The sequence below is a fragment of the Mesorhizobium sp. M0244 genome (assembly GCF_040321795.1).
Classification (GTDB): domain Bacteria; phylum Pseudomonadota; class Alphaproteobacteria; order Rhizobiales; family Rhizobiaceae; genus Mesorhizobium.
This window is the reverse complement of record NZ_JAMYSE010000013.1, coordinates 17,304-40,674: the sequence shown is the minus strand read 5'-3', so window position 1 is coordinate 40,674 and position 23,371 is coordinate 17,304. Positions and strand designations below refer to the sequence as shown.

The 23,371-nt window shown below is 60.7% G+C and carries 22 protein-coding genes and 2 pseudogenes; 16 read left to right on the top strand and 8 right to left on the bottom strand.

The window, feature by feature from the left end; genetic code table 11:
- Nucleotides 1-64: 64 nt before the first annotated feature.
- A pseudogene (locus NKJ08_RS12000) lies at nucleotides 65-397 on the bottom strand (NAD/NADP octopine/nopaline dehydrogenase family protein); the annotation flags it as partial.
- On the bottom strand, nucleotides 390-1,118 hold the full coding sequence (locus NKJ08_RS11990) for an NAD(P)-dependent oxidoreductase (RefSeq protein WP_502906325.1): 729 nt from the start codon (nucleotides 1,116-1,118) through the stop codon (nucleotides 390-392). The pseudogene NKJ08_RS12000 and the gene NKJ08_RS11990, both read right to left, overlap by 8 nt.
- 159 nt (nucleotides 1,119-1,277) lie before the next feature.
- Between NKJ08_RS11990 and otnC the strand changes: the two genes are divergently transcribed.
- The 14 genes from otnC to NKJ08_RS11920 all read left to right on the top strand — a co-directional run bounded on the left by otnC (nucleotide 1,278) and on the right by NKJ08_RS11920 (nucleotide 13,406).
- A complete protein-coding gene (otnC, locus tag NKJ08_RS11985; protein WP_352527326.1) occupies nucleotides 1,278-1,943 on the top strand; it encodes a 3-oxo-tetronate 4-phosphate decarboxylase in 666 nt (221 codons plus the stop codon).
- 95 nt (nucleotides 1,944-2,038) lie between these two features.
- Complete coding sequence (locus NKJ08_RS11980) at nucleotides 2,039-2,548, top strand: flavin reductase family protein (protein ID WP_352527327.1); 510 nt, start codon at nucleotides 2,039-2,041, stop codon at nucleotides 2,546-2,548.
- A 52-nt stretch (nucleotides 2,549-2,600) separates the two neighbouring features.
- Nucleotides 2,601-3,692, top strand: a complete 1,092-nt coding sequence (locus NKJ08_RS11975; protein WP_352527328.1) for an LLM class flavin-dependent oxidoreductase — start codon at nucleotides 2,601-2,603, stop codon at nucleotides 3,690-3,692.
- 61 nt (nucleotides 3,693-3,753) lie between these two features.
- On the top strand, nucleotides 3,754-4,578 hold the full coding sequence (locus NKJ08_RS11970) for an ABC transporter substrate-binding protein (RefSeq protein ID WP_352527329.1): 825 nt from the start codon (nucleotides 3,754-3,756) through the stop codon (nucleotides 4,576-4,578).
- Nucleotides 4,579-4,633: 55 nt separating this feature from the next.
- Nucleotides 4,634-5,296, top strand: a complete 663-nt coding sequence (locus NKJ08_RS11965) for an amino acid ABC transporter permease (RefSeq protein ID WP_352527330.1) — start codon at nucleotides 4,634-4,636, stop codon at nucleotides 5,294-5,296.
- A gap of 2 nt (nucleotides 5,297-5,298) precedes the next feature.
- Entirely contained in the window at nucleotides 5,299-5,955 is a 657-nt protein-coding gene (locus tag NKJ08_RS11960) for an amino acid ABC transporter permease (protein ID WP_023718647.1), read from the top strand.
- On the top strand, nucleotides 5,952-6,710 hold the full coding sequence (locus tag NKJ08_RS11955) for an amino acid ABC transporter ATP-binding protein (RefSeq protein ID WP_352527331.1): 759 nt from the start codon (nucleotides 5,952-5,954) through the stop codon (nucleotides 6,708-6,710). The genes NKJ08_RS11960 and NKJ08_RS11955 overlap by 4 nt, the downstream gene beginning before the upstream one ends.
- 36 nt (nucleotides 6,711-6,746) lie before the next feature.
- On the top strand, nucleotides 6,747-7,508 hold the full coding sequence (locus NKJ08_RS11950) for an SDR family NAD(P)-dependent oxidoreductase (RefSeq protein ID WP_352527332.1): 762 nt from the start codon (nucleotides 6,747-6,749) through the stop codon (nucleotides 7,506-7,508).
- Nucleotides 7,509-7,526: 18 nt separating this feature from the next.
- The gene (locus tag NKJ08_RS11945; protein ID WP_352527333.1) at nucleotides 7,527-7,946 is read left to right on the top strand and encodes a RidA family protein; all 420 of its coding nucleotides are present in this window, start codon (nucleotides 7,527-7,529) and stop codon (nucleotides 7,944-7,946) included.
- A 149-nt stretch (nucleotides 7,947-8,095) separates the two neighbouring features.
- Nucleotides 8,096-8,851, top strand: a complete 756-nt coding sequence (locus NKJ08_RS11940) for a GntR family transcriptional regulator (protein WP_352781833.1) — start codon at nucleotides 8,096-8,098, stop codon at nucleotides 8,849-8,851.
- 213 nt (nucleotides 8,852-9,064) lie between these two features.
- A complete protein-coding gene (locus tag NKJ08_RS11935) occupies nucleotides 9,065-9,940 on the top strand; it encodes a MurR/RpiR family transcriptional regulator (RefSeq protein WP_031193895.1) in 876 nt (291 codons plus the stop codon).
- A 270-nt stretch (nucleotides 9,941-10,210) separates the two neighbouring features.
- On the top strand, nucleotides 10,211-11,287 hold the full coding sequence (locus NKJ08_RS11930) for an ABC transporter substrate-binding protein (protein WP_352781832.1): 1,077 nt from the start codon (nucleotides 10,211-10,213) through the stop codon (nucleotides 11,285-11,287).
- A 61-nt stretch (nucleotides 11,288-11,348) separates the two neighbouring features.
- Nucleotides 11,349-12,164, top strand: coding sequence for an ATP-binding cassette domain-containing protein (locus tag NKJ08_RS11925; protein ID WP_352781831.1), 816 nt, complete (start codon nucleotides 11,349-11,351; stop codon nucleotides 12,162-12,164).
- A gap of 39 nt (nucleotides 12,165-12,203) precedes the next feature.
- The gene (locus NKJ08_RS11920; RefSeq protein WP_352781830.1) at nucleotides 12,204-13,406 is read left to right on the top strand and encodes a sugar ABC transporter permease; all 1,203 of its coding nucleotides are present in this window, start codon (nucleotides 12,204-12,206) and stop codon (nucleotides 13,404-13,406) included.
- 238 nt (nucleotides 13,407-13,644) lie between these two features.
- On the opposite strand, the pseudogene NKJ08_RS11915 reads toward NKJ08_RS11920, so the two are convergent.
- The 6 genes and pseudogenes from NKJ08_RS11915 to iolD all read right to left on the bottom strand — a co-directional run bounded on the left by NKJ08_RS11915 (nucleotide 13,645) and on the right by iolD (nucleotide 20,803).
- A pseudogene (locus NKJ08_RS11915) lies at nucleotides 13,645-14,654 on the bottom strand (Gfo/Idh/MocA family oxidoreductase).
- Nucleotides 14,655-14,751: 97 nt separating this feature from the next.
- Nucleotides 14,752-15,885: a Gfo/Idh/MocA family protein gene (locus NKJ08_RS11910; RefSeq protein WP_352781861.1), complete on the bottom strand. Its 1,134-nt coding sequence runs from the start codon at nucleotides 15,883-15,885 to the stop codon at nucleotides 14,752-14,754.
- A 32-nt stretch (nucleotides 15,886-15,917) separates the two neighbouring features.
- Nucleotides 15,918-16,988: a sugar phosphate isomerase/epimerase family protein gene (locus NKJ08_RS11905; protein WP_031193888.1), complete on the bottom strand. Its 1,071-nt coding sequence runs from the start codon at nucleotides 16,986-16,988 to the stop codon at nucleotides 15,918-15,920.
- Nucleotides 16,989-17,113: 125 nt separating this feature from the next.
- Entirely contained in the window at nucleotides 17,114-17,929 is an 816-nt protein-coding gene (locus tag NKJ08_RS11900; protein ID WP_352494519.1) for an SDR family oxidoreductase, read from the bottom strand.
- Complete coding sequence (gene iolE / locus NKJ08_RS11895; protein ID WP_352527338.1) at nucleotides 17,926-18,831, bottom strand: myo-inosose-2 dehydratase; 906 nt, start codon at nucleotides 18,829-18,831, stop codon at nucleotides 17,926-17,928. The genes NKJ08_RS11900 and iolE overlap by 4 nt, the downstream gene beginning before the upstream one ends.
- Nucleotides 18,832-18,958: 127 nt before the next feature.
- Entirely contained in the window at nucleotides 18,959-20,803 is a 1,845-nt protein-coding gene (gene iolD / locus NKJ08_RS11890; protein WP_502906324.1) for a 3D-(3,5/4)-trihydroxycyclohexane-1,2-dione acylhydrolase (decyclizing), read from the bottom strand.
- Between the two features lie 108 nt (nucleotides 20,804-20,911).
- On the opposite strand from iolD, the gene iolG reads away from it, so the two are divergent.
- Nucleotides 20,912-21,931: an inositol 2-dehydrogenase gene (gene iolG / locus NKJ08_RS11885; RefSeq protein ID WP_352527340.1), complete on the top strand. Its 1,020-nt coding sequence runs from the start codon at nucleotides 20,912-20,914 to the stop codon at nucleotides 21,929-21,931.
- Nucleotides 21,924-23,360 (top strand): NAD-dependent succinate-semialdehyde dehydrogenase, encoded by a 1,437-nt coding sequence (locus tag NKJ08_RS11880; protein WP_352527341.1) that lies wholly within the window; start codon nucleotides 21,924-21,926, stop codon nucleotides 23,358-23,360. The genes iolG and NKJ08_RS11880 overlap by 8 nt, the downstream gene beginning before the upstream one ends.
- Nucleotides 23,361-23,371: the final 11 nt, after the last annotated feature.

Below are 23,371 nucleotides of genomic sequence, written 5' to 3'. Positions count from 1 at the left end.
CGGCAACCAGCCCCGGTGGTTTTTCGGGCACTTGGCCTATGTCCCAGTCCACTGTGGAAACTTGTTAAAATCCCTTACGGCAAAGGTTTTCGAGGTCCGCTTTTGCCATTCCCTCGAAGCCCAGCGCGGGAAGAATATCATTATCTCCCTTAAGATCGCGACCGTAAGCCGCCGAGAATATGGCAATTCCAGATTCATGGAGAATCGCTGAATTTCCGCTGATCTTCCCCAACAAAACGGTCGGCAGCAGCCCGAACGGAACGTCCTCGAGAATATAGCGGCTTTCGATGGTTGACGGGCCGAAGCCGCCGCGGCCTTGGCGATCCATCTCCTGGTTCATTTCCGAAACGGTGGCCATGGGGACGTGAAACGACAATGAAAAATGCTCTTCAACTGAATTTCGCAGGCGAACGCTCCGAATGGACGATGCCCCTGCCCGCCGTCATCCAGTTCACGTCGCCGGGCCGGATTGTCTCGACATTGCCGGCGCTGTCGCGATGAACCATCTCGCCCTCGAGTAGATAGCTCAGCGTCGAAAGGCCGATATTATGGATGCCTGCCAGATGCTGGTTGATCATCTTCACCGAAGCGCCGATGCCAGGTTCGTGGCCCAGGTGATAAACCTTCGCCGCGACCGCATCCAGGACATGCCGCGCCCGTGCGAAGGCATTCGGGCTACCCGACGCCATGATCGTCAGGGCGCCGCTCGCAGCTTTTTCTGCGCCGCCCGAGATCGGGGCATCGAGATAGAGGATGTCGCGCTCCGCGAGGCGCGTGGACAGGCGTCTCGCCTCCGATGGCGCCATGGTCGCCGACGAAATGAACACCGACCCCGGCGCCATTGCGGGGCCAATGCCGCCATCGCCGAAAAGCACCGCGTCGGTCTGCGCGCTGTTCACGACGACGCAGAGGACGACGCTCGCATTGGCAACAGCTTCACTCGGTGATACCGCTATCCGCGCGCCGGTTGCAACCAGCCTTTCCGTAGCCGTCGCGGAGGGATCGTAGCCCACGACCGCGTGTCCGCATCGCACAAGCGAACTCGCCATACCAAACCCCATCGATCCCAACCCGATGACGGCGACGTTTGATTTTCCCGCGCTTTTGTCAGCAGACATGCGTATCCAACCTCTTGCTTTCAATCCAATCATAATGCAGATTATCTACAATCTGCAACGGGCCGTCGCCGCACTTTTTGAGATTTTCAGGTTGGCGTCCGTGGTGGGCTCAGTGCGTTTGGCTTCGGAGCCATGCGCCTAGAATCTCGGGTGATATGGATGCGAGAGACGAAGCTCCGTGAACAGATTGTCCGCTTCGGCAGGTCGCTGTTCGATCGCGGACTCACCCCCGGTTCCTCGGGAAACATCTCTGTTCAGCTCGACGAAGGCGGATGGCTTGTGACCCCGACAAACGCGTCGCTCGGATTTCTGGATCCGGCGTCCATTTCCCGCATTGACGCAAAGGGCAATCTGGTCTCGGGCGATAAGCCGACGAAGGAGATCCCCCTGCATTCCGCGCTCTACGACACAGTCAAAGGATCTCGGGCTGTCGTGCATCTGCATTCGACGCATTCGGTCGCCGTCACGATGCTTCCCGAAATCGATCCGAAGTCGGTGCTGCCGCCGATGACGCCGTACTATCTCATGCGCGCTGGCCGAACTGCGCTGGTGCCGTATTTCAGGCCGGGCGATCCGGCGGTCGCCGAGGCGATCAAGGGATTGGCCGGCAATTATACGTCGGTCCTGCTGGCAAACCATGGGCCGGTCGTGGCCGGCAAGGATCTCGAGGGCGCTGTGTTCGCGATCGAGGAACTCGAGGAAACGGCGAAGCTGTACCTTCTGCTTCGCGGTCTCAACCCGCGATATCTTTCTGCGGAGCAAGTCGCGGATCTGGCCAGGCAATTCCCGCTTCCGGGCCCTGACGGAGCGCACGACCACCACTAAACAAGGCAGTTTCGTCTGGAGCGGGGTGGTCCAAAAATACGTTGACGTATTGTAGATAATCTGCAATTCTGAAGCTGGGAACAAGGAAGCAAATAATGCTCTCGCAGGACCTGAGTACCGAGCATTTCCGGCAATCGATGCGGCGCGTGGCGTCCACGGTCTGCGTGATCTCGTGCAGGCACGATGGGCGCCGATATGGCATCACCGTCACGTCGGTCACGCCGCTCAGCTTCGCTCCCATTTCGATCCTTGCCTGCGTCAACCGCAACTCGTCGATCAACGTGCCGCTCAAGGAAGAGGGGCAATACTGCATCAACGTGCTTCGGGCCTCGCAGGCCGACATATCCAACTCTTTCAGTGGCGGACGGCCAGCCGAGAGGCGTTTCGACATTGGCGAGTGGACCGAAAAGGACGGCATACCGTACCTGGCAAGCGCCCAGGCGAACCTGTTCTGCGAAATGGATCAGGCGATCTCCTATGCCACGCACGACATCATCATCGGACGGGTCGCAGGGGTGGCATTTGCCTCCGATGTCGACCCCCTGATCTACCAGAACGGCGCCTACGCGCTGACTTCACCCATGGTCCTGCAGAAGGCTGGATAGGACTGTTTGCCAGCGTCGACAGCCGTCGCCGAGGGATCTTAGGAGCAAATGAATGCAGCTTGGCCTTTTTAACCTGATGACGCTTCGCGATCATCCCGACGGTGCCCAGGGCGTGATGCGCGATACCCGCAAGATGGTGGAGACCGCTGATGAGCTCGGCTTCGATGTCGCGTGGTTCGCCGAACACCATTTCGCCAACTATTCGAGTTCGCCGTCGCCGCTGATGATGTGTTCCTACGCGGCGGGGTGGACCAAGCGGATCAAGCTTGGCCCGGGCGTAATCGTGCTGCCGCTTTATAACCCGCTCCGTGTGGCCCAGGAGATCGCTGTCGCCGACACACAGACCGAAGGCCGCCTCATCATCGGCATGGGTACCGGCTATCAGCGCTATGAGTTCGACCGCTACAACATCGTGCTGGACGATCGGGTCGACGTTTTCCTCGAGTATTGGGACGTCATCGAAAAGGCGCTTGTCGATGGCGAGGTAGAGTACAAGGGAAAGTACATTTCCCTCCCCAAGACCCATTTCGCGATCAGCACCCAGCAGAAGCCCCTTCCGCCGATTTTTGTGACCTCCTCCCACCCCAAGCTCCTCGAGCGCTTCAAGAAGTGGAAGGCGGTTCCGTTCCTTGCAGCCAGCACGCTCGGATCGCCCGTGCTCTACAAGATGGTCAACGGGCTCAACGACGCCTGGACGTCCATCGGCGAGCAGCCTTCGACCAAGCCCTTGGCGATCATGCAGTACCTGGCCATAACCGACAGCCGCAGCGAGGCATTGGTCGTGGCGGAGCGGGCCCGGTACGTGGGGCGTATGGCACATTATCTTCGCCAGGCTTCACCGCCGCTGGACGACAACAGCTACATCAGCAACCAGGCGTACGAAGGCGAGTACACGCTCGACCAATATGCGGACAACATGGTGGTAGGCGATGCGCATGCCGTTGCCGAGAAGATGGTCGCGGACATCAAACGTCTCAATCCAAGCAACTACACCTGCAACTTCTCCTTCGGCTGCATGCCAATCGAGTTGGCGCATCGCTCGCTCGTTCGATTCAAGAACGAAGTCGTGCCGCTGATCGAGAAGGAAGTGGGACCTATCGAAGCTCTCGGCGTGTCACCCGGGCTGGCGAGAAAGGCGAGTTGAGCGGCCTCACAAATGCTCAGCCAACAAAAAACTAGTGTGCAATACAAGAAAGGGGAATGAAATGAAAACGATTGTAAAGGCTCTGCTGGCGACAGCGGTCGCTACTTTCACGCTTGCCGCTCAGGCGCATGCCGACTCGGCCCTCGACACGATCATCAAGAACAAAAAGCTGCGTTGTGGCATCATGCTGGACAGTCCGCCTGCCGGCTTCCGCGACTCGAACAACGAGCCCGACGGATATGACGTGACGTACTGCAAGGACATGGCAAAGGCGCTTGGCGCAGAGCCGGAAATCATCGAGACGCCTTCGCCGGATCGTATCCCGGCGCTGGTTTCGAACCGCATCGACGTCCTTATCGCCTCGACTACGCCGACCCCGGCACGTGCGCTGACCGTGGCGTTCACCCAGCCATACACCAACAACGTCATGGCAGTCGTGACCCGCAAGGACACCGGCATCGCCAAATACTCCGAACTGGCATCCAAGAAGCTTGGTGGTGTCGTTGGCACCACGCCTGAGCAACTCTTCAAGGATGAGCTGGGCAAGGGCTGGGAGGGTACGGGTGCGACCTACACCGGCTTTGCGAGCGATGCGGAAACCTTCCTGGCTCTGCAGCAGGGCAAGATCGACGCCATCGTGATTAATGTCGCCGTCTTCAACTCGCTATCGCAAAGTGGTCAGTTTCCGGAGTTCGTGATGGCCGGACTTGCCCCTCTCGCCGACTTCGGGTCGATTGCCGTCAAACGTGACGACCAGCAGTTCCTCAACTGGGCGCGCGTTTTCGTGTTCACTCAGGTTTCGAATGGGCGTTGGGCCGAGGTGTACCACAAGTACTACGGCAATGGCCCGCTGCCGCCGCTGACAGCTGAAGGCATTAACTTCTAACCATAGGGCTCATGCCGGCAGGAAAACCTGCCGGCATGAGCATGGGATGTTTGGCATGAACGGCTATCAGTTCTACTGGTCCATAGTCTGGGATTCACTGCCCCTGCTGCTGGCCGGAGCCTGGGTGACGATCCAGATCACCATTCTGGCCTTCATTGTCGGCACGCTCATTGCGATGCCCATGGCTGTCGCGCGCCAGCAGGGCGAGGGATGGGCCTACCGGTTTTCGACCTGGTGGGTGGAGCTGTCGCGCAACACGCCTGCTGTCTTTCAGCTCTATCTCTTCTATTTCGGGCTGGGCGCCTTCCACATCAACATCCCCAGCTACGCCGCCGTCCTCATCTCCGTCTCCTTCAACAACGCCGGATACATGACAGAAATTTTCAGGGGTGGCCTCAACGCCATCCCGCGACAGCAGCTGTCGGCTTCGCGCTCACTCGGCATGACCAGCCCGCAGAGCTTCATTCATGTGATCTTTCCGCAGATGTTCAAGGTGATCTTCCTTGCCTATGTCACACAAGGCATCTGGGGAATGCTGAACACCTCGCTTGGCATGCTGGTCGGACTGCAGGAGCTCTCGGGCGCCACGCAGTACGCGCAGTCCGCATCCTTCCGGACATTCGAGTTCTTTCTGGTCACGGCGCTGATCTATTACCTCATCGCCAAAGGGCTGCAGTTCTCGTCCCACCTGGCCTTCCGCCTCATATACAGGAGCTAGGCGTGCAGTTTCAGTTCGCAAACCAAGGCCTCGCCTGGTCGGATGCTTATTTCCTGGCTCAGGGTCTGCTCAACACTGTCAGGCTGGCCGCCGCAGCAACCCTTGTCGGCACCCTTGCCGGGATCGTCCTTGGCTGGTTGCGCACCGTGTCAATGACCGTGAGGATCGCCACGGCCCCCTTCATCGACATCCTGCGCAGCGTGCCGATGATCATCCAGCTGATACTCGCCAACAGCCTCCTATCGATCCTGGGCTTCGGCACTTCACCCTTTTGGTTCGGTACCGTCGCGCTTGGTGCCTGGATGTCGGCGGTAACTGCCGAGGTGGTCCGGGCGAGCCTCCTCTCAGTCCCGGTTCAATACCGCAAGAGCGCTCGCTCGCTCGGCATGAACGGCTACCAGGAGCTCTTGTACATATCCATGCCCCTGGCATTCAGGACGGGATTGGCTCCGTGGATCGGGCTCGTCCTCAGCCTGATCAAGGACAGCGCTCTCGCAGGCGTGGTCGGCTACATCGAATATATGCGTTCCACGCAGATACTCATCACCAGGACACATGAGACCTGGCTGCTGCTGATGGGTGCGGGGCTTTTCTATTTCCTTATCTGCTATCCTGTTTCCCGGTACAGCCGGCACCTCGAAAGAAAGGTCCGCGTATGATCCGCATCAGCAACGTCCAGAAGGCCTTCGGATCGGTGATCGTGCTCAAGGGCATCGATCTCACGGTCGAAAAGGGCGAACTCGTGTGCCTCATCGGCGCGAGCGGGTCGGGAAAATCAACGCTCCTGCAATGCATCAACGGGCTCGAACCGATCCAGGGTGGCGAGATTCTCGTCGACGGCATCAGCGTCCACGATCCGAAGACGGATATCAACAAGCTGCGCAGCAAGCTGGGCATCGTCTTCCAGCAGTACAACGCTTTCCCGCACCTCACGGCGCTGGAAAATGTCGCGCTGGCACCCCGGGTGGTCACAAAGCGAAGCCGCGCGGTGGCGCGCGCACTTGCGCAGAAGCACCTCGAGCATGTGGGGCTCGGCGACAAGGGCGACAGCTTGCCGTCTCAGCTCTCAGGCGGCCAGCAGCAGCGTCTCGCCATCGCCCGAGCGCTTGCGATGGAGCCGAGCTATATGCTCTTCGACGAGGTCACCTCCGCGCTCGACCCCGAACTTGTCGGCGAAGTGCTTGAGACCATGCGTCTCCTAAAGAGCGAAGGCATGACGATGGTGGTTGTCACGCACGATATCAATTTCGCTCGGGAATCGGCGGACCGCGTGGCCTTTCTCTGCCAGGGCGAAGTCTGCGAAATCGGCACGGCCGAAGAGGTGATCGACAATCCCCGCAAAGAACAGACACAGAAGTTCCTGCGGCGCGAGAATCGCAAGCCCCTTGAAATCGTCAGAAGCTCAGTCGCCTAGCGAATTCCATCCAAACGCAGCATCGGAGGGTAACTCATGATCTCGTTCAATCTCACGGGAAAGGCGGCGCTCGTCACCGGGGGCGCGTCGGGCATCGGCCTCGAAACCGCGCGCATGATAGCCAAGGCAGGCGCCAAGGTCGCAATCAACTATCTGCTGGCGGACCAGCGGGGCGAGGCTGCTCTCGTTGAGCTCCAAAAGGAGGGGCTCGACGTCATCGGTGCTCCAGGCGATGTCGGCGACGCCGGGCAGGCCAAGGCAATGGTGCTCGAGGCGGTGGCGAAGCTCGGCCGTCTCGATCTGCTTGTCAACAACGCGGGAATACCTGGCGTGAAGGTCCCGGTGCCGATCAACGACCTGGACAGCATAACCGAGGAGCTTTGGGCAAATCTGCTGAACGTCAACCTTATGAGCGTTTTCAGGTGCTCGAAGGCCGCGGCGCCTGCTCTCAAGCTGGCCAAAGGTTCGATCGTGAACACCGCTTCGATCGCCGGCTTCGGCGCCGTGGCCAGCACCATCGCCTATAGCGGCTCCAAGGCCGCCGTCATCAACCTGACGAAGAACCTGGCGCGTGCGCTCGCGCCCGATGTGCGCGTCAACGCGGTGGCGCCCGGCGTCGTCGAAAGTTCGTGGGCGATTGAATGGTCGGAGGAGCGTCGCCAGAGCACCCTCGCCAGCACACCTCTGAAGAAAGTCTGCACCACGGCGGATGTCGCGGAGCTTATCGTGTTCCTCGGTTTCGCCGGCGCGCTGATCACCGGTCAGACGGTGGCGATCGACGGCGGCATCTCGATCTGATCAGCAATGGAGAACGCCATGGAACTCGTGAAGCTAAAGTCCGGCAGCATCCTGGAAGAGAAGGAAGGCTATTCGCGGATCGTCGCCCTCGACAACTGGATCTTCATGTCCCTGACCGCAGGACGCGACTACAAGACCCGTGTGATGCCTGAGACGGCCGTCGAGCAGGCAAGGCAAGCGATGAAGAACGTCGAAGGCGCGCTTGCGGCGGTCGGCAGCAGCCTTGCGGATGTTGTGCGGCGACGCATCTTCATTCCGCGCCAGGAAGACGTCCCGGAAGTCATGGCCTATATGGGCGAAAAGTTCCGGGACATCTCTCCGGCAAGCTGCGTCAGCTGTGGTCCGTTGGGCGGACCTGAGTATCTCTTCGAAATAGAGCTCACTGCGTATCGTGGTGCAGGCGCCCTTCCGGCGAAGAACCTGTCGGTCTCGCTCTAACGGCAAGCCAGGCGAGACAGAATGTTTTCCACTTATTCCGTAAGGATAGCTTAGTGGCAGGCTTCTCATTAGATTATCGCATTCGTATATAGTCTACATTCCGAATGCCTGTGCAGCCGATCTCCTGCGGTCGGCTTATGAGGATCTTGATGCGACACGCAAATCAAATAGGCGCCATTCTGGCTCCCATGACGCAGATGGAAAGCACGCAGTTCGCTGCGGAGCAAATCCGGAACGCGATCATTGCTGGGCACTTCAAGCCCGGCGACCGTCTCGTCGAGCAACAGCTTACCGACATGTTGAACGTCTCCCGGCATCCGATCCGGGAAGCATTGCGCCTGCTTGCTCGCGAGGGGTTCGTCGAGATCAAGCGGAACAAGGGAGCATCTGTCAGGGCGGTGGACGCAGACAGCGTCATCGAAGTTTACAATATCCGGATGGCTCTGGGAAAAATTGCCCTAGACCATCTGCTCGCCGAGCCAGGTCGCCTGGCTTCGGTTGACCTCAAGCGCCTCGAAAAATTGGCTGAGAATGCCGTCAAGTTCGCTAACCTCGATAGCCAGGTCGAGACCGTTCGCAACGATCTTGAGTTCCAGCAGGCGATCATTGATGCAACGGGATTACAGCGGACCATTCGCTACTTTTCTGAGCTGACCGCAGACGTGAGGCGCTTCAACCATCAACTCGGGGTCGTTTATACTGACCGAAGGGGCGATGCCGAGAAGTATGTTGTCAAGCTATTCGAAAGCTTACGGGACGGAGATCTGCATACTGCGCATGAGATCTGGAATGCCAAGTTCTCGAAGGCTCTTCAGCGCTACCTTTCGCTGATTACCGACAGTGAATCAGATGGGGCGACCCGCAACAGCGTTGGGGTGAAGGCCAGTCGACCCTCAAGGCGGTAGCAAGGCACTGCCTTGCACGTCCTCCCGATTTCGGCATCTAGGTCATGATGCGGCTCGGGCTTGATCGCCGCCATAGGGCGTCGAGCTAGGTGTGACCTGCCAATTTCCATCTGAGCTGCACGCGCTTTTGCTTAAACAATGTTGCACCTGATTTCACTAGCAGAATCGACGCAGACGCGTCATTGTGCAATGAATATTGCGAAAGAGTGCAACATGAAACCGACCGCTGAAGCGCCGCGTGACTATGAAGAGCTCATCCGGCTCATCCACGACCGCTACGACGAAATGAGCAAATCCTACCAGAAGATCGCGCTCTATCTCACCCAGAATCCCAACGACGTCGCTGTCAGGTCGGTGAATGCGATTGGGGATAGCAGCGGAGTGCATGCCTCGAGCTTCGTGCGCTTTGCGCAGGCGCTCGGCTATGAAGGCTTCAAGGAGCTCCAGTCCCTTTTTCAGAAGCGTCTGTCGACCGCCGCGCCCGGCTTCGAGGCCCGTATCAAGGCGCTGGAAGGCGAATTGGGAGCGCGAACAGATCGCAGCGAAGTCGGATTCATGCGCGACCTCGTGGTCCGCGACATCGCCTCGCTGCAGGACATGCTGACGCAAATACCGCCCGAGGACCTGGCCAAGGCTGTGACCCTTCTCGAAAAGGCCGACGCGATCTACCTGATCGGGCAGCTGAGGTCGACGCCTGTGGTCGAACTTCTCCGTTATATCCTGACGATGTTGGGCAAACGTTGCGTGCTGCTTGATCCGGGCGGCGGACTTGCCACGCATATGGCGCGCATGATCCGCAAGACCGATGTCTTGTTTGCCGTGTCCTTTCGCTTCTACGCCAATGAAGTCGTCAACGTCGTGGAGGAAGCCGCGCGCAGCGAAGTTCCGATCATCGCCATTTCCGACAGCACGCTGTCCCCGCTGGCCAAGAACGCCAGTGTCCTCTTCGCCGTACCGGAGCATGAATATACATTTTCCCGATCGCTTGCCGCCCCAATGTGCCTCGCCCAGGCGCTGACAGTTGCGCTCGCGGCGCGACTGCAGAACAACGCTGTCAGTCCGCGCATACCCACCGTCACCGGGCAGTAGCGGTTCCCCGACAACAACCCAGGCGTTCCGCGTCCTTGGCATTCCGGTTGCGAAGCAAGCGCAGCAGGTGCACTCGAGTCTGCGATTCGCAATAGAAATTGCGCACTCCGCACGATGCAAAGATTTCATTGTCGCATCGTTGACACATCATTCATTGCCGAATATTTATATTTTGCAATTTTCGTTGCAGCTCGTCCTCAATCCGGATCGGGAGTTGTCCCGCGCCGTCATGAAGGAGGAGACGAACTCAATGTTCCTTGGGAGGAAACAATGAAGCGACTTCTGACTGCATTTCTGACGGCAACCGCTATGGCCGGCGCCTTGGCGACGGCACATGCTCAAGATGCCAAGAAAGTGTTCTTTCTGCTGCCGAATACCACGACAATTCGCTTCACAAGCCGGGACGCGCCGTTCTTTGTCGCGGCGATGAAGGAGAAGGCGCCGAACGCTCAGGTGACGGTGCAGAATGGCGAAGGGGATCCGGCGCGGCAGCAGCGGCTGGTCGAAGACGCCATCACCCAGGGTGCCAGCGTGATCGTGCTTGCGGCGACGGACGCAAACCTTGCCGCTGGCAGTCTCAAGGCGGCAGCCGATGCAAAGGTGCCGGTGGTCCTTTATGATCACGATGCGGTCGGCGGCAAGGCCGAAGCGCACGTCGTCTTCGACTCGCTGTCAGTTGGACAAGCGCAAGGCAAGCGCGCCGCCGAGCTGATCAGCGCAATGAAGAAGTCGCCGGTCAAGGTTGCGCGTGTGAAGGGTAATGAGGGCGAATACGGTACAGGCCAGTATGAAAAGGGCCAGAACGAATTTCTTGAGCCGTTGATCGATTCCGGCAAGGTGAAGGTCGTCTGCGAGCAGTACACGCAAAACTGGGATCCGGCGCTGGCTCAATCCTTCGCCGAAGACTGCCTGACCCGCAATGGCGGTGATGTCGATGTCTTTCTCGGCATGAACGACGGCACCACCGGCGGTTCGGTTGCCGCGCTGATCAGCCAGGGCGCCAAGCCTGGCGATAAGCTGGTGACGGGCGGGCAGGACGCGACCGTCGAGGCATTGCGGTACGTCGCGCAGGGATGGCAGGACAACTCCGTGCTCAAGGATCTCAAGGTCGAGGCGACCTATGCGGCGGACGTCGTGGCTTCGATCCTGGATGGCAAAGGAGTGCCAAAGGATCTGATCAACGGCAAGGTGAACAACAAGTTCATGGATGTGCCGGCTGTCTTCCTGCCGGTGAAGAACATCACCCTGGACAATCTCTCGGACGTCGTCACTGCAGGCGTCTGGACCTGGCCAGAAATCTGCAAGGGCATCGAAGACACCGAAGTCTGCAAGAAGAACAACAAATAGCGAGATCGACCGAAGGACAGCGGCGCTCGCTGTCCTTCGGCTACCTGATGGGAGGAGCCTGATGGTCAAAGCGGAAGCAACCCGCGGCGGCGCCGATCTTCATGCGGCGAACCAATCCACGCCGCTTATATCGATGCGCAACATCCGTAAATCGTTTGGGTCGGTCCATGCTCTTCAGGGAGCTTCGGTGGACGTCCACGCCGGCGAGGTGGTGGCGCTTGTCGGCGACAACGGCGCCGGCAAGTCCACGCTCGTCAAGATCATGGCCGGCGTGTTCGGCTTCGACTCCGGTGACTACAGCATCGAGGGCCAACCGGCCAAGATCGCCAGCCCAGCCGACGCCACCGCCCTTGGGATCCAGACCGTCTATCAGGATCTCGCGCTCTGCAACAATCTGGACGCCGTGCAGAACCTGTTTCTCGGGCGCGAGCTGACTGGTCCGGCGTGGTTCGGCCGACGGATCCGTCGCGCCGAATGCGAAGTTCGTGCCCGCGAGGTGCTGACGCGCATGCGACTTGGCCAGCTGTCACTGACGCGTCCTGTCGGAGCAATGTCCGGCGGCCAGCGACAGAACATTGCCATCGCACGTTCCATCCTGTGGACGCCGAAGGTCGTCATATTCGATGAGCCGACAGCCGCACTCAGCCACTCCGCCGCCGAGCAGGTCTCGGCCCTGGTTCGCACCTTGGCCAACGATGGGCTCGGCATCGTCGTGGTCAGCCACGACATCCACAATTTCGTCGTCAACGCCACCGACCGCATCGAGGTCATGCGCCTAGGCGCGAACGTCGCGAGTTTCAAATCGAGTGAAGTGACAGGCGAGCAAGTGGTCAACGCGATGGTCGGTGGCAACGAGGCAGTCAACCTCGCTGGCTGAGCCCCCTGGGGCGAAAAGTATCAGAAGGATACGTCAAAAATGGCAAACTCGGCCGCCGCTTCCGGTGACGTCAAACGCCGCACTTTCGGCGAAGTGCTCAACAGCGACATGCGTGCGCTGCCCGTCATAATCGGGCTCGTGGCGCTGTGGGTGTTCTTCGCGCTCCAGAGCAATGTCTTCCTGACACCGCAGAACCTGTCGAACCTGCTCGTCCAGAGCACGGTTGTGGGCATCATGGCGATCGGTCTGATGTTCGTGCTGCTGGTCAAGGAAATCGACTTGTCGGTCGCGGCGATCAACGGCGTGACATCAGTCCTGATGGCCAAGCTGGTTGTCGACTACGGCGTTTCGCCCTGGCTGGCGGTGACGGTCGCAATCGTAATGGGTGCTGCTATCGGCAGCTTTTCGGCGCGCTGGGTCACGTTTGTCGGCGTACCGTCCTTCGTGGTGACGCTGGGGCTCGGACTGGCTCTCAATGGCTTGCAACTCGTGCTTTTGCCTCCGACCGCCCGCTACGGTTTGATGGGAACCGGTATCGACAAGATTGCAGAGACTAAGATTTCGGGGATCACGTCATGGAGCGCGCTGGCGATTGGGCTCGTCGCGTTTGCCGCTCTGGTCCTGTCGGGCATTGCCCGCAGAAAGCGCGCCGGTCTGGAAGCTTCCCTGTTCAGCCGCTTTGTGCTGCCGCTCGGCGCGGCCGCGATTTTTGGCGCCATCGTCGTGATGATCCTCAACGCACATCAGGGCATACCAGTTGTGGTTTTGATCTTTGCGATCCTGCTCGGGATAGGCGGGTATATCCTCAAGGAAACCCGGTTCGGCCTCTATCTTTATGCGGTCGGCAACAATGACGAGGCTGCGCGACGGGCCGGCGTCAAGGTTGCGCGCATCAAGATGGCGGCCTTCGCTATTGCCGGCGCTATCGCTGCGCTGGCTGGCGTACTGGGCGCGTCGCGGGCACTAGGCGTTGGCGTCTTCTCCGGTGGCGGAGTAGGGGGCGGCACGCTGCTGCTGGAATCAATTGCCGCCACCGTCATCGGCGGCGTCAGCCTGTTCGGCGGCCGCGGCTCCATTCACGCGGCCCTGTTGGGCGCGCTTGTTATCGGAACAGTCCAGAACGGGCTCAACCTGATGGGCGTCGAGAACTACGTTCGCCTCATCGTGACGGGACTGCTTCTCGTGCTGGCGGTATCGATCGACAAGCTGATCGAAAAGGCCATGGGTCAGCAGAATTTCTGATTTGCGTTGGGTTCGACCCAATCACGCTGAAACGATCGGCGGAAACTGGAAGGCAGTAGTCGCCGGCTTACCTGGGCTGCTATGAAAATCCGGTATTGCGTTCAGCGTAGGTGCTCGATCCGTCATGCGATGGTCAAGGCAAGTCGACGCCAAGGCGTGCGGCATGGTCGAAAAGTGCATCGAACGTCATGCCGCCAAAGCTGTCGGAGACAAAAGCCCAGTTTCATCTCGCTATCATCTACCGGTCATACAGGGACGGCTTTTCCGCCCTCGCTATGGCGACACGCTGACCCTCGTGAAGTGCTTTGACACCGGCTTCGGCGACCAGAGCCGTGCAGTAGCCGTCCCAGACGTCTGCGGCGACCGCCGGGAATTCTCCTGTGCGAACGAAGTGAAGGAAGGCCTTGTCCTGGAGCCGGTAGGCTTCGGCAAAACGCGGGCGCCAATCCGATGCATAGCGCTCGAAGGCCATGACAGCGCCGTTCTGGCGCGTTGTGGCAGGCACATTTAGAAAGATCGATCCCTGTTCGCCGACGAGTTCGCCACGCACGTCATAGCCATAGGCGGCGTTGTTGTTGATCTCGATGTTGACGAGCTGACCCCTGTCTGTTTCGAGAACCATGAGACCGGCGCGCCAGTCTTCGATGCGTCGACACCCCCCGGCTGGAAAACCGAGATTGCCGTATGATCGGCGCCCAGTACGAAGCGTGCGACGTCGAATTCATGCGGTGCGGAATTGGTGATCGCCATCTGGCCGGTGAAGTTGGCCGGCGCTTCCACGTTCCGATGGAAGTTATGCATCATGATCGCCCGGCCAAGCGAGCCGTTGTCGAGCGACGCCTTCATGTCGCGATAGGACGGATCGAAGCGGCGCATGAAACCAAGCTGGACGAACCGTCGGCCGCGCGACACTTCCGCCTCGATCACGCCCAGACACTCCTTCGAGCTTTGCGACAACGGCTTTTCGCAGAGCACCGGCTTTTCGGCCTCGATCGCGGCGAGCGGCAGCGGTGCGTGGGTCTCGTCGGGGCTGGCAATCACCACGGCGTCAACGTCGCTGCGCCGGATGGTTTCCAACGGGTCCGTGGCGGCATAGGTCGCGCCGTAGTCCTGTGCCACCTTTAGGGCTCGCTCCGGTGAGGCGTCGCATACGACCTGGAGGCTTGCCGCCGGCAGGTCTTCGGCGACAATCCGGGCATGGTCGGCGCCCATGATGCCCGCGCAGATGATTGCTATTCTGATCGACATCTATTGCCCTATTTTCTGAGAGCCGACTGGCGAAGAGACTTGTCTCCAAATGCCGCAAGGACAACGATCACGTCCGGCAAACCGCTCCAATGACCTGTCAGACGGCGTAGGGTTTGAGCCAGGGTTGCCCGTCGGCTTCGGCGCTATCGACCACTGCATCGACGAATGCCACGCCCTTCAGCCCGTCATAGGCGGTCGGCACATTCAACCCTATTGCCGTTGCCTTGCGCCCCTCACGACGAGCGTGGATGGCTTCGGCAAAGCCGCGATAGAGGTTGGCGAAGGCCTCCAGATAGCCCTCGGGATGGCCGGGTGGTGTGCGGGTTCGCACTTTCGCTGCCTCGCTCAAATCGTCAGCACCCCGCTTCATAGTCTCGGTGCGGCTGAACAGCGGTGAGAACGTCAGCTCGTTCGGTTGCTCCTGGAACCAGGTTAAACTGCCCTTCTCGCCAAAGACACGCAGTCGAATCCCGTTCGAGCAGCCGAGTGCGACCTGTGACGACCAAAGCAGCCCTCGCGCGCCACCTTCGTAGCGCAGCAGCACATGGGCGTTGTCGTCAAGCACGCGTCCCTCGACGAAGGAAGCGAGGTCTGCTGTCAGGGCCTCCAGCTTCAGCCCGGTCACGAAGCCAGCCAGATGATAGGCGTGCGTGCCGATGTCGCCGATCGAGCCGCCACGCCCCGATCGCTTCGGGTCGGTGCGCCAGGCGGCCTGGACATTGCCTGCCGCCTCGATGGCCGTCGCCATCCATTCCAGGGGATACTCCACCTGCACGACCCGGATCGCGCCGAGCTTGCCTGCTGCCACCATCTCGCGCGCCTCATGCACCATCGGATAGCCCGAATAGGTATAGGTCACGCCCATGAAACGTCCGGTCTCGCGCACCAGCTGCTCGAGCGCGATCGCGTCTTCGAGTGTGTTGGTCAGCGGCTTTTCGCAGATCACCTCGTAGCCGGCCCCGAGAAAAGCCTTGGCGATCGGAAAATGGGTGTGGTTGGGCGTGCAGATCGCCACCACGTCGATACGGTCCTCGCGATTGTTCTCCGCGGCGATCATGGCCTTGAAGTCGTCATAGGACCGGGTGGGATCGATGCCTTGCGTGGCCGCGAAGCGGTGGCCGCGTGCCGCGTCCGCGTCGAACGCGCCGGCGACAAGCTGGAAGGCGCCATCGAACCGGGCGGAGATGCGGTGGATGTTGCCGATATAGGCGCCTTCGCCGCCGCCGACCATGCCAAGCCGAAGCGGTCGCCGAAAATCAGCAGTCACGAGCGTGCCCCCCTGTCGATACCTAAAATGGCATCGTTGATCGTGCGGTCCGCACTGGCCTTGACGAAGTCGTCGAAGGCGCGTTCGGAAACGCGGATGATGTGATCGGCGATGAAGCGGGCTCCCTCAGCCGCGCCGTCCTCTGAATTCTTGAGGCAGCATTCCCACTCGAGCACCGCCCAGCCGTCGAAGTCGTAGCCGGAGAGTTTCGAGAAAATCGCCTTGAAGTCAATCTGTCCGTCGCCTGGGGAGCGGAAGCGGCCGGCACGCCGGATCCAGGGCTGGAAGCCGCCATAGGCGCCGGTCTTGCCGTCCGGCCGGAACTCGGCATCCTTGACGTGGAACATTTTGATGCGCTCGTGATAGTGGTCGATGTAGGCGAGATAATCGATCGCCTGCAGCACGAGATGGCTGGGGTCGTACATGATGTTGCAGCGCGGATGGTTGCCGACGCGCTCCAGGAACATCTCGAAGGTCAGCCCGTCATGCAGGTCTTCGGCAGGATGGATTTCGTAGCACAGGTCCACGCCACTCTCGTCGAAGGCATCAAGGATTGGCCGCCAGCGCCGAGCCTGCTCATCGAAACCGTCGTCGATCAGCCCATCCGTCCATTGCGGATAGGGATAGAGGAACGGCCACAGCAGCGAACCTGAGAAGGTGACATGGCGGTCTATGCCGAAACGCCTCGACGCCTTGGCGGCGAGATGAAGCTGCTCGACTGCCCACGCCTGCCGTGCGGCCGGATTGCCCCGCACCTCGGGTGCGGCGAAGGAATCCGCCGGATGATCGTAGGCGGGATGCAGGGCCACAAGCTGACCTTGCAGATGCGACGCCAGTTCGGTGACAACCAGGCCGTGTTCGGCGAGCTTGCCGGCATAGTCATCGCAATAGGTCTGGCTTTCAGCCGCTTGCTTCAAATCGATGACGCGCTTGTCCCAGGTCGGTATCTGCACGCCCTTGAAGCCCTTGGCCGAGGCCCAGCCGGCCAATCCCTCGATGCTGTTGAACGGTGCTTCGTCGCCCGCGAATTGAGCCAGAAACACAGCTGGCCCCTTAATGGTCCGCATCTTGCTCTCCTTCTGGCGGCAGGGCCGCCGGTTCATCCGTTATCGGAGCCGCCCAGAAGAGTGATGTGGGTCCTCACAGGGCAGCTGCTTTCTTTTCCGTATCCGCTTCGACGGTTCCAATGGCTTCAGAGCGCCATCGCCTTCTCAGGCACGGCCATGGGACCGGGTGCGGCGCCAAGCACGGTCTGGTCGTAATCCACCACCGCACCCGTCATGAGACCCGCATCGTCCGAAACGAGAAAGTTGACCGCTCGTGCCGCCTCGCGGGGGTCGATCAGGCGTCCGAAGGGCAGGTGTGCAACGGCTTTCGCTTCCCAGTCGGGATCGCCCTTCTCGCTCGCCTGCAATTCCCGCTCGTGGTCGGACGCCATCCAGCCGATATCCAGCTGGTTGACGCGGATGCGGTTCTTCATGACGGAAAATGCCGTGTTGCGGGTCAGTGTCGCCAGTGCCGCCTTGGTGGCGCAGTAGACGTTGATGAACGGCTGGCCGGCCTGCTGCGAAATCGAGCCGATGTTGCAGATCGCACCCTCGATGCCATGGCCGATCATGTGCCGGATGGCTTCCTGCATGAGGAAATAAGGTCCGCGTACATTCACGGCGAACAGGGCGTCGAACAATTCTGGCGACGTGTCGAGGATCGTGCCTCGGTCCGTCCGGGCACCGGCATTGACCAGCACGTCGATTCTTCCGAAAACGCGCTCCGCTTCCGCGATCACGCGGCGGCAATCCTCGACATTGCCAAGATCGGCGTTGACATAGTGCACGGGCACGCCCGTGGCGTGCGAAATGTCTGCGGCCACCGCGCGGCCCTTGGTTTCGTTACGACCAAGTGTGACGAGGCCAGCGGCTCCGGCTCGGGCGAGCTGGCGAGCGATAGCCGCGCCCAGTCCTTGCGTCGATCCGGTGACGACGCAGATCTTACCATCCATCCGGTTCATGCCTTGTCCTCCACTGTGTAGCCAGCCGCGGCCATGACGCGCAGCAATTCCTTGTGACCTATCTTCGCCATTTCGAGCGGCGGGCTTTTGACGGGATCCTGCTCGGCTTCAACGACGAACCAGCCTTCGTAGCCGTGGCTCGCCAAGCGCTTGATGATCGCCTCGAAGTCGAGCGAGCCGTCGCCGGGCACGGTGAAGGCTCCCTTGACCACCGCGTCGAGAAAACTTTCCCGGGTGCGGTCGAGCCCGTCTACGACTGCCTGGCGGATATCCTTGGTGTGTACATGCGAAATGCGGGCGTGGTGCTTGTCGACCACCCGCAGCACGTCGCCGCCGGCAAAGGCCATGTGGCCGGCATCGTAGAGCAGGGCCAGACCCTCGCCGGAATGCTTCATCAGGAAGTCGAGCTCTTCCTCGGTCTCGATCGGCGCGGCCATGTGGTGGTGGTAGGAAATCGGCATGCCCTCGCCCGAACACCATTCGGCGAAGGCAGTCATCTTGCGACCATAGATTCTGATCTCGTCTTCCGAGAGCCGCCGCTTGGTGGAAAGCGGCGCGGAGCGATCACCCTGTATGGTGCCTGCCGTTTCGCCGTAGACGATGCAGGGGGCATCGACGGCCTTGAAGAGCTGCATCTGCTGCGCGATGCGGTCTTTCTCCGCTTCGATATCGCCGTCAAGCAGCAGACCGGAGAACCAGCCGCCGCAGACGCTCATACCGTGCTGCCTCAGAGTGGGTTCGAGCACCGCCGCGTCCATCGGGAAACGGCGACCGGTCTCCATGCCGGTGAAGCCGGCCTCGCGGGCCTGCCGCAGACACTCCTCCAGCGAAACGTCGTCGCTCAATTCGGCGAGGTCATCGTTCCACCAGGCGATCGGCGCGATGCCAAGCTTGGCTCTCATCTTGATCTCCATCATCATTCCAGCTGCCGCCGCCAACTTTTGGCGCCGCGAAAAAAACTGCCGGAACAATGCTCAGGGAGTGTGGCATCGTTCCGGCAGAGGACGCCCCGGGGGGCGTCCGAAAAACCTAGACTCCTATGCGCTGCCGTTTGCGGCCTTCGGCTTGAACCGAATGGGCCTCGCGCACCTCGGCCCGCTCGCTGACCTGCGGCACGCCGACATCCCACCAGGCGTCGCCGGGTGTCCAGGTGTAGCCATCGGAGACGATGGTGATCACCGTGGTGCGATCCGTCCCTTTGGCCCACTCCACAGCCTGGCCGAGATCCGCAAGGCTCTCAACCCGCCGCGTGAGGGCGCCCATGGCCTCGGCGTGTTTTGCAAAGTCGACCGAAAACGGCTCCTTGACCCGGCAATCCTTGATCATGTTGTTGAAGGACGCGCCGCCCTTGGCATTCTGCAGCCGGTTGATCACCGCATAGCCGCCATTGTCACAGACGATCAGGATCATCTTGTGGCCGACGAGAACCGATGAGTAGACGTCGGAATTCATCATCATGTAGGTGCCGTCGCCAATCATCACGATCGGCGTGCGGGTCGGATCCGCCATCGCCGCACCCCATCCGGCCGAGATCTCATAGCCCATGCAGGAAAATCCGAACTCGCAGTCGAACGTGTTCGGCTCCTTCACGCGCCAGTTCTTCATGACTTCCCCGGGAAGCCCGCCCGCCGCGGTGATCAGCAGATCCCGTTCGCCGGCCTTCGCGTTGACCACGCCGACGACCTGCGCGTAGGTCGGAACCGGGTCATTCGTAGGCTTCTGGAATCCGTCGAGCGCGGTGTTCCATTTGGCAAATTCGACCTTGCCCTTTTCGGTCCAGCCGCTTTCGGCTTTCCAGTCACCGAGCGCGGCCTCGACCTCGTTGATGGTTTCCAGCGCATCGCCGACCACGGCGAGAGCCCGGTGCTTCGTGGCATCCCACCGCGCGGCGTTGATCGAGACGAATTTGGCGTCGGGGCTGAACGCACTCCACGATCCCGTCGTGAAGTCCATGAGCCGCGTGCCGACGGCCAGGATCACATCGGCCTCACCCGCAAGCGCGTTCGCCGATGTCGAGCCGACGATGCCAATGGGCCCGATATGGGCAGGATGGTCGTGCGTCACCGTGCCCTTGCCGGCGATGGTTTCGGCAAGCGGAATACCGCGCGCCTCGGCGAATTTCGCAAGAGCGGCCTCCGCACCGGAGTAACGCACGCCGCCGCCTGAAATGATCAGCGGACGCTTTGCCGCCTTGAGAAGACGCACCGCTTCTTCGAGACGCGCGCGATCCGGCCGGGGGCGCGGAATCGCATGGACCGTGGGTTCGAAGAAGGACTCGGGATAATCCCAAGCGACTTCCTGCACGTCTTGCGGGAGGGCGATGAAAGCTGGCCCGCAGTCGGCCGGATCAAGCAGAACCGCGACCGCCTGGGGCAGCGAGGAAACGATCTGTTCGGGATGGACAATGCGGTCCCAGTAGCGAGTCACCGCCTTGAACGCGTCGTTGACGTTGACTGTAGGATCGCCGAAGTGCTCGACCTGCTGCATGACCGGATCGGGCCGGCGGCTGACAAAGGTGTCGCCGGCCAGCATCAGTACCGGAAGCCGGTTTGAATGGGCGACGCCCGCGGCGGTCACCATGTTCAGAGCCCCCGGGCCTATGGAGGTGGCGGCGATCATGATCTGGCGCCGGCGCTTCGCCTTCGCGAACCCGATCGCGGCCAGTGCCATCGACTGCTCATTCTGGCCGCGCCATGTGGGAAGGACGTCCTGCGCGGCCTCCAGGGCCTCGGACAGGCACGTGACATTGCCGTGACCGAAAATGGCGAACACGCCCGCAAACAGCGGAACCTTGCTGCCGTCGACGATGGTGAACTGATTGCTCAGATAGCGCACAAGCGCCTGCGTCATGGTCAGACGAATGGTCTTCGTCATCACTACCTCCCTAGCGAATTTCCGTTGTGCAGACTATTACGAAATAGCCATTGACAAATCAACCTCTTTGCAACGATCATTGCAAAAATATTGTTGCGGAGGAATGCAATGCTGAGAATTGGCGTGCTCGGTTGCGGGCGCATCGGGCGCATGCATGCGGCCAATATCGCTGCACACCCACGAACGAAACTGGCGGCGGTGTATGACGTCAATCGCGCCGCCGCCGACGAAGTGTCAGCCATGCTCGGCCTTCCCGCGTTGGACTCGGCCGACGCCATGTTTGACACGGACGATGTGGACGCCGTGTTGATCGCGACGGCCACCGATACCCATGTCGACTACATTGAGCGGGCAGTGGCGGCCGGAAAGCCAGTGTTGTGCGAGAAGCCCATCGACCTTGACCTGATGCGTGTCGATCGCTGTGCCGCAAACATCCGTGGAAGCAAGCTGCCCATCATGATTGGCTTCGTCCGCCGCTTCGATCCCGGGCATGCTGCGGTGCGGGCGGCCATCCAGAGTGGCGAGCTCGGCGAGCTCCACCAGGTGATCATCACGTCGCGGGATCCTGGCATGGCGCCAGCTGCCTACACACGCGTGTCCGGCGGCATATTTCGCGACATGACAATCCACGATTTTGACATGGCTCGCTTCATGCTCGGTGAAGAGCCCGTTGAGGTCTTTGCGACCGGCAGCCGGCTGGTCGACCCGGACCTGATGGCCGAGACGAATGACTGGGATACGGTGACCGTGGTTTTGCGCACCGCCAGCGGCAAGCAGTGCATCATCAACAACTCACGACGCGCGGTCTATGGATACGATCAGCGCGTCGAGGCTTTCGGATCGGCCGGCATGGCGATTTCCGAGAACCGACGCGCGCATGAGGCCCGTATCTATGCCGATGGGCTGAGCGATCGGGCGCAGCCATACCTTCACTTCTTTATCGAGCGATATAGGGAAGCGTTCAACGCTGAAATCGACGACTTCGTCGACGCCATCGAAAATGGACGCCAGCCGTCGGTCGTATTCGAGGACGGACGCCTTGCGCTGGTCCTCGCCGAAGCAGCGATCAAATCTGTCGCAGAGCGTCGGGTGGTCAGCACCAGCGAGATCGGTGACGGCAATGTATGACAAATACGGACTTTTCATCGACGGTGAATGGCGCGCCGCTTCCGACCGAAGCACGGCGACCGTAGCCAGTCCCGTCACCGAACGCTCACTGGGCGACACTCCAACCGCGACGCTGGACGATACACAATCTGCCTTGGCGGCCGCCGAACGTGGCCTTTCTGCCTGGCGAGCAAAGAGCGCGTTCGAGCGCGCCGACGCGCTTCACGCTATCGCCGACGAAATGGGCCGGCGCAAGGACGAAGCCGCCCGCATGATTACGCTGGAGACGGGCAAGCCCATTGCCCAATCCGAACGCGAGTGGGTTCTGGCGACGGATCAGTTCCGGTGGTACGCCGAGGAGGCTCGGCGTGTTTATGGCCGTATCGTCGAGAGCCGTGTCCCCGGAGGTCGCTTCGAAGTGCTGCATGAGCCGATCGGCGTCGTGGCGGCCTTTACGGCATGGAATTTTCCGGCCGCGCTCGTCGCCCGCAAGGTCGCCCCGGCGCTTGCCGCCGGTTGTTCGGCCATCCTTCGGCCTTCGAGCCAGACGCCAGGGGTCGCGATGGTGATGATCGACTGCCTGCGTGCGGGCAGGCTCCCCCCAGGCACGGTCGGTCTTCTCGTCGGGTCCACGGCCACAACCTACGTGCCGCTGATGGCGTCGGCGCTTGTGCGCAAGGTTTCGCTGACCGGGTCTACACGGGTCGGGCAGCAAATGCTGCGCGACGCAGCCGATACGGTGAAGAAGGTGTCGATGGAGCTTGGCGGTAACGCGCCTCTCATCGTCTTCGACGACGCGGATATCGAAAGCGCGCTCAACGTGTCCGTGCCCACGAAGTTCGCCAATGCCGGGCAGGTTTGCGTCACGCCAGACCGCTTTTTCATCCACGAAAAGGTCCATGATGCTTTCGTCGACGGGTTCGTCACGCGGGCGAAGGCCCTGAAGCTGGGTGATGGTCTCGATCCGACGGTGCAGATGGGCCCCTTGATCAATGCCAGGAGGACCGACGAAATCGAACAAATCGTTACCGACGCGGAAAAGGCCGGTGCCAGGATTGCCGCAGGCGGCCGCCGCTCGCCGGCGTTCAACGCCGGTCATTTCTTTGAGCCGACGGTCCTTACCGATGTTGCTGACGACATGACCGTGTTTGCCGAGGAGAATTTTGGTCCGATCGCGGCCATCACCCGTTTCTCGTCCGAAGAGGAGGTCCTGGGTCGGGCAAACGCCTCGAAGATGGGGCTTTCTGCCTATGCCTTCACCCGGGATGCGGGGCGCGCCCGCAGAGTTGTCGCGACGCTCAAGGCCGGAATGGTCGGCATCAACAGCTTTGCGCTAGCGGCTTCCGAGGCGCCGTTCGGCGGGACCAACCATTCCGGCATGGGCCGGGAAGGCGGCGCGGAAGGTATCCGGGACTATCTCGATACCAAGCTGGCTCAAATCGTATTCTAAGGAGCGTTTTT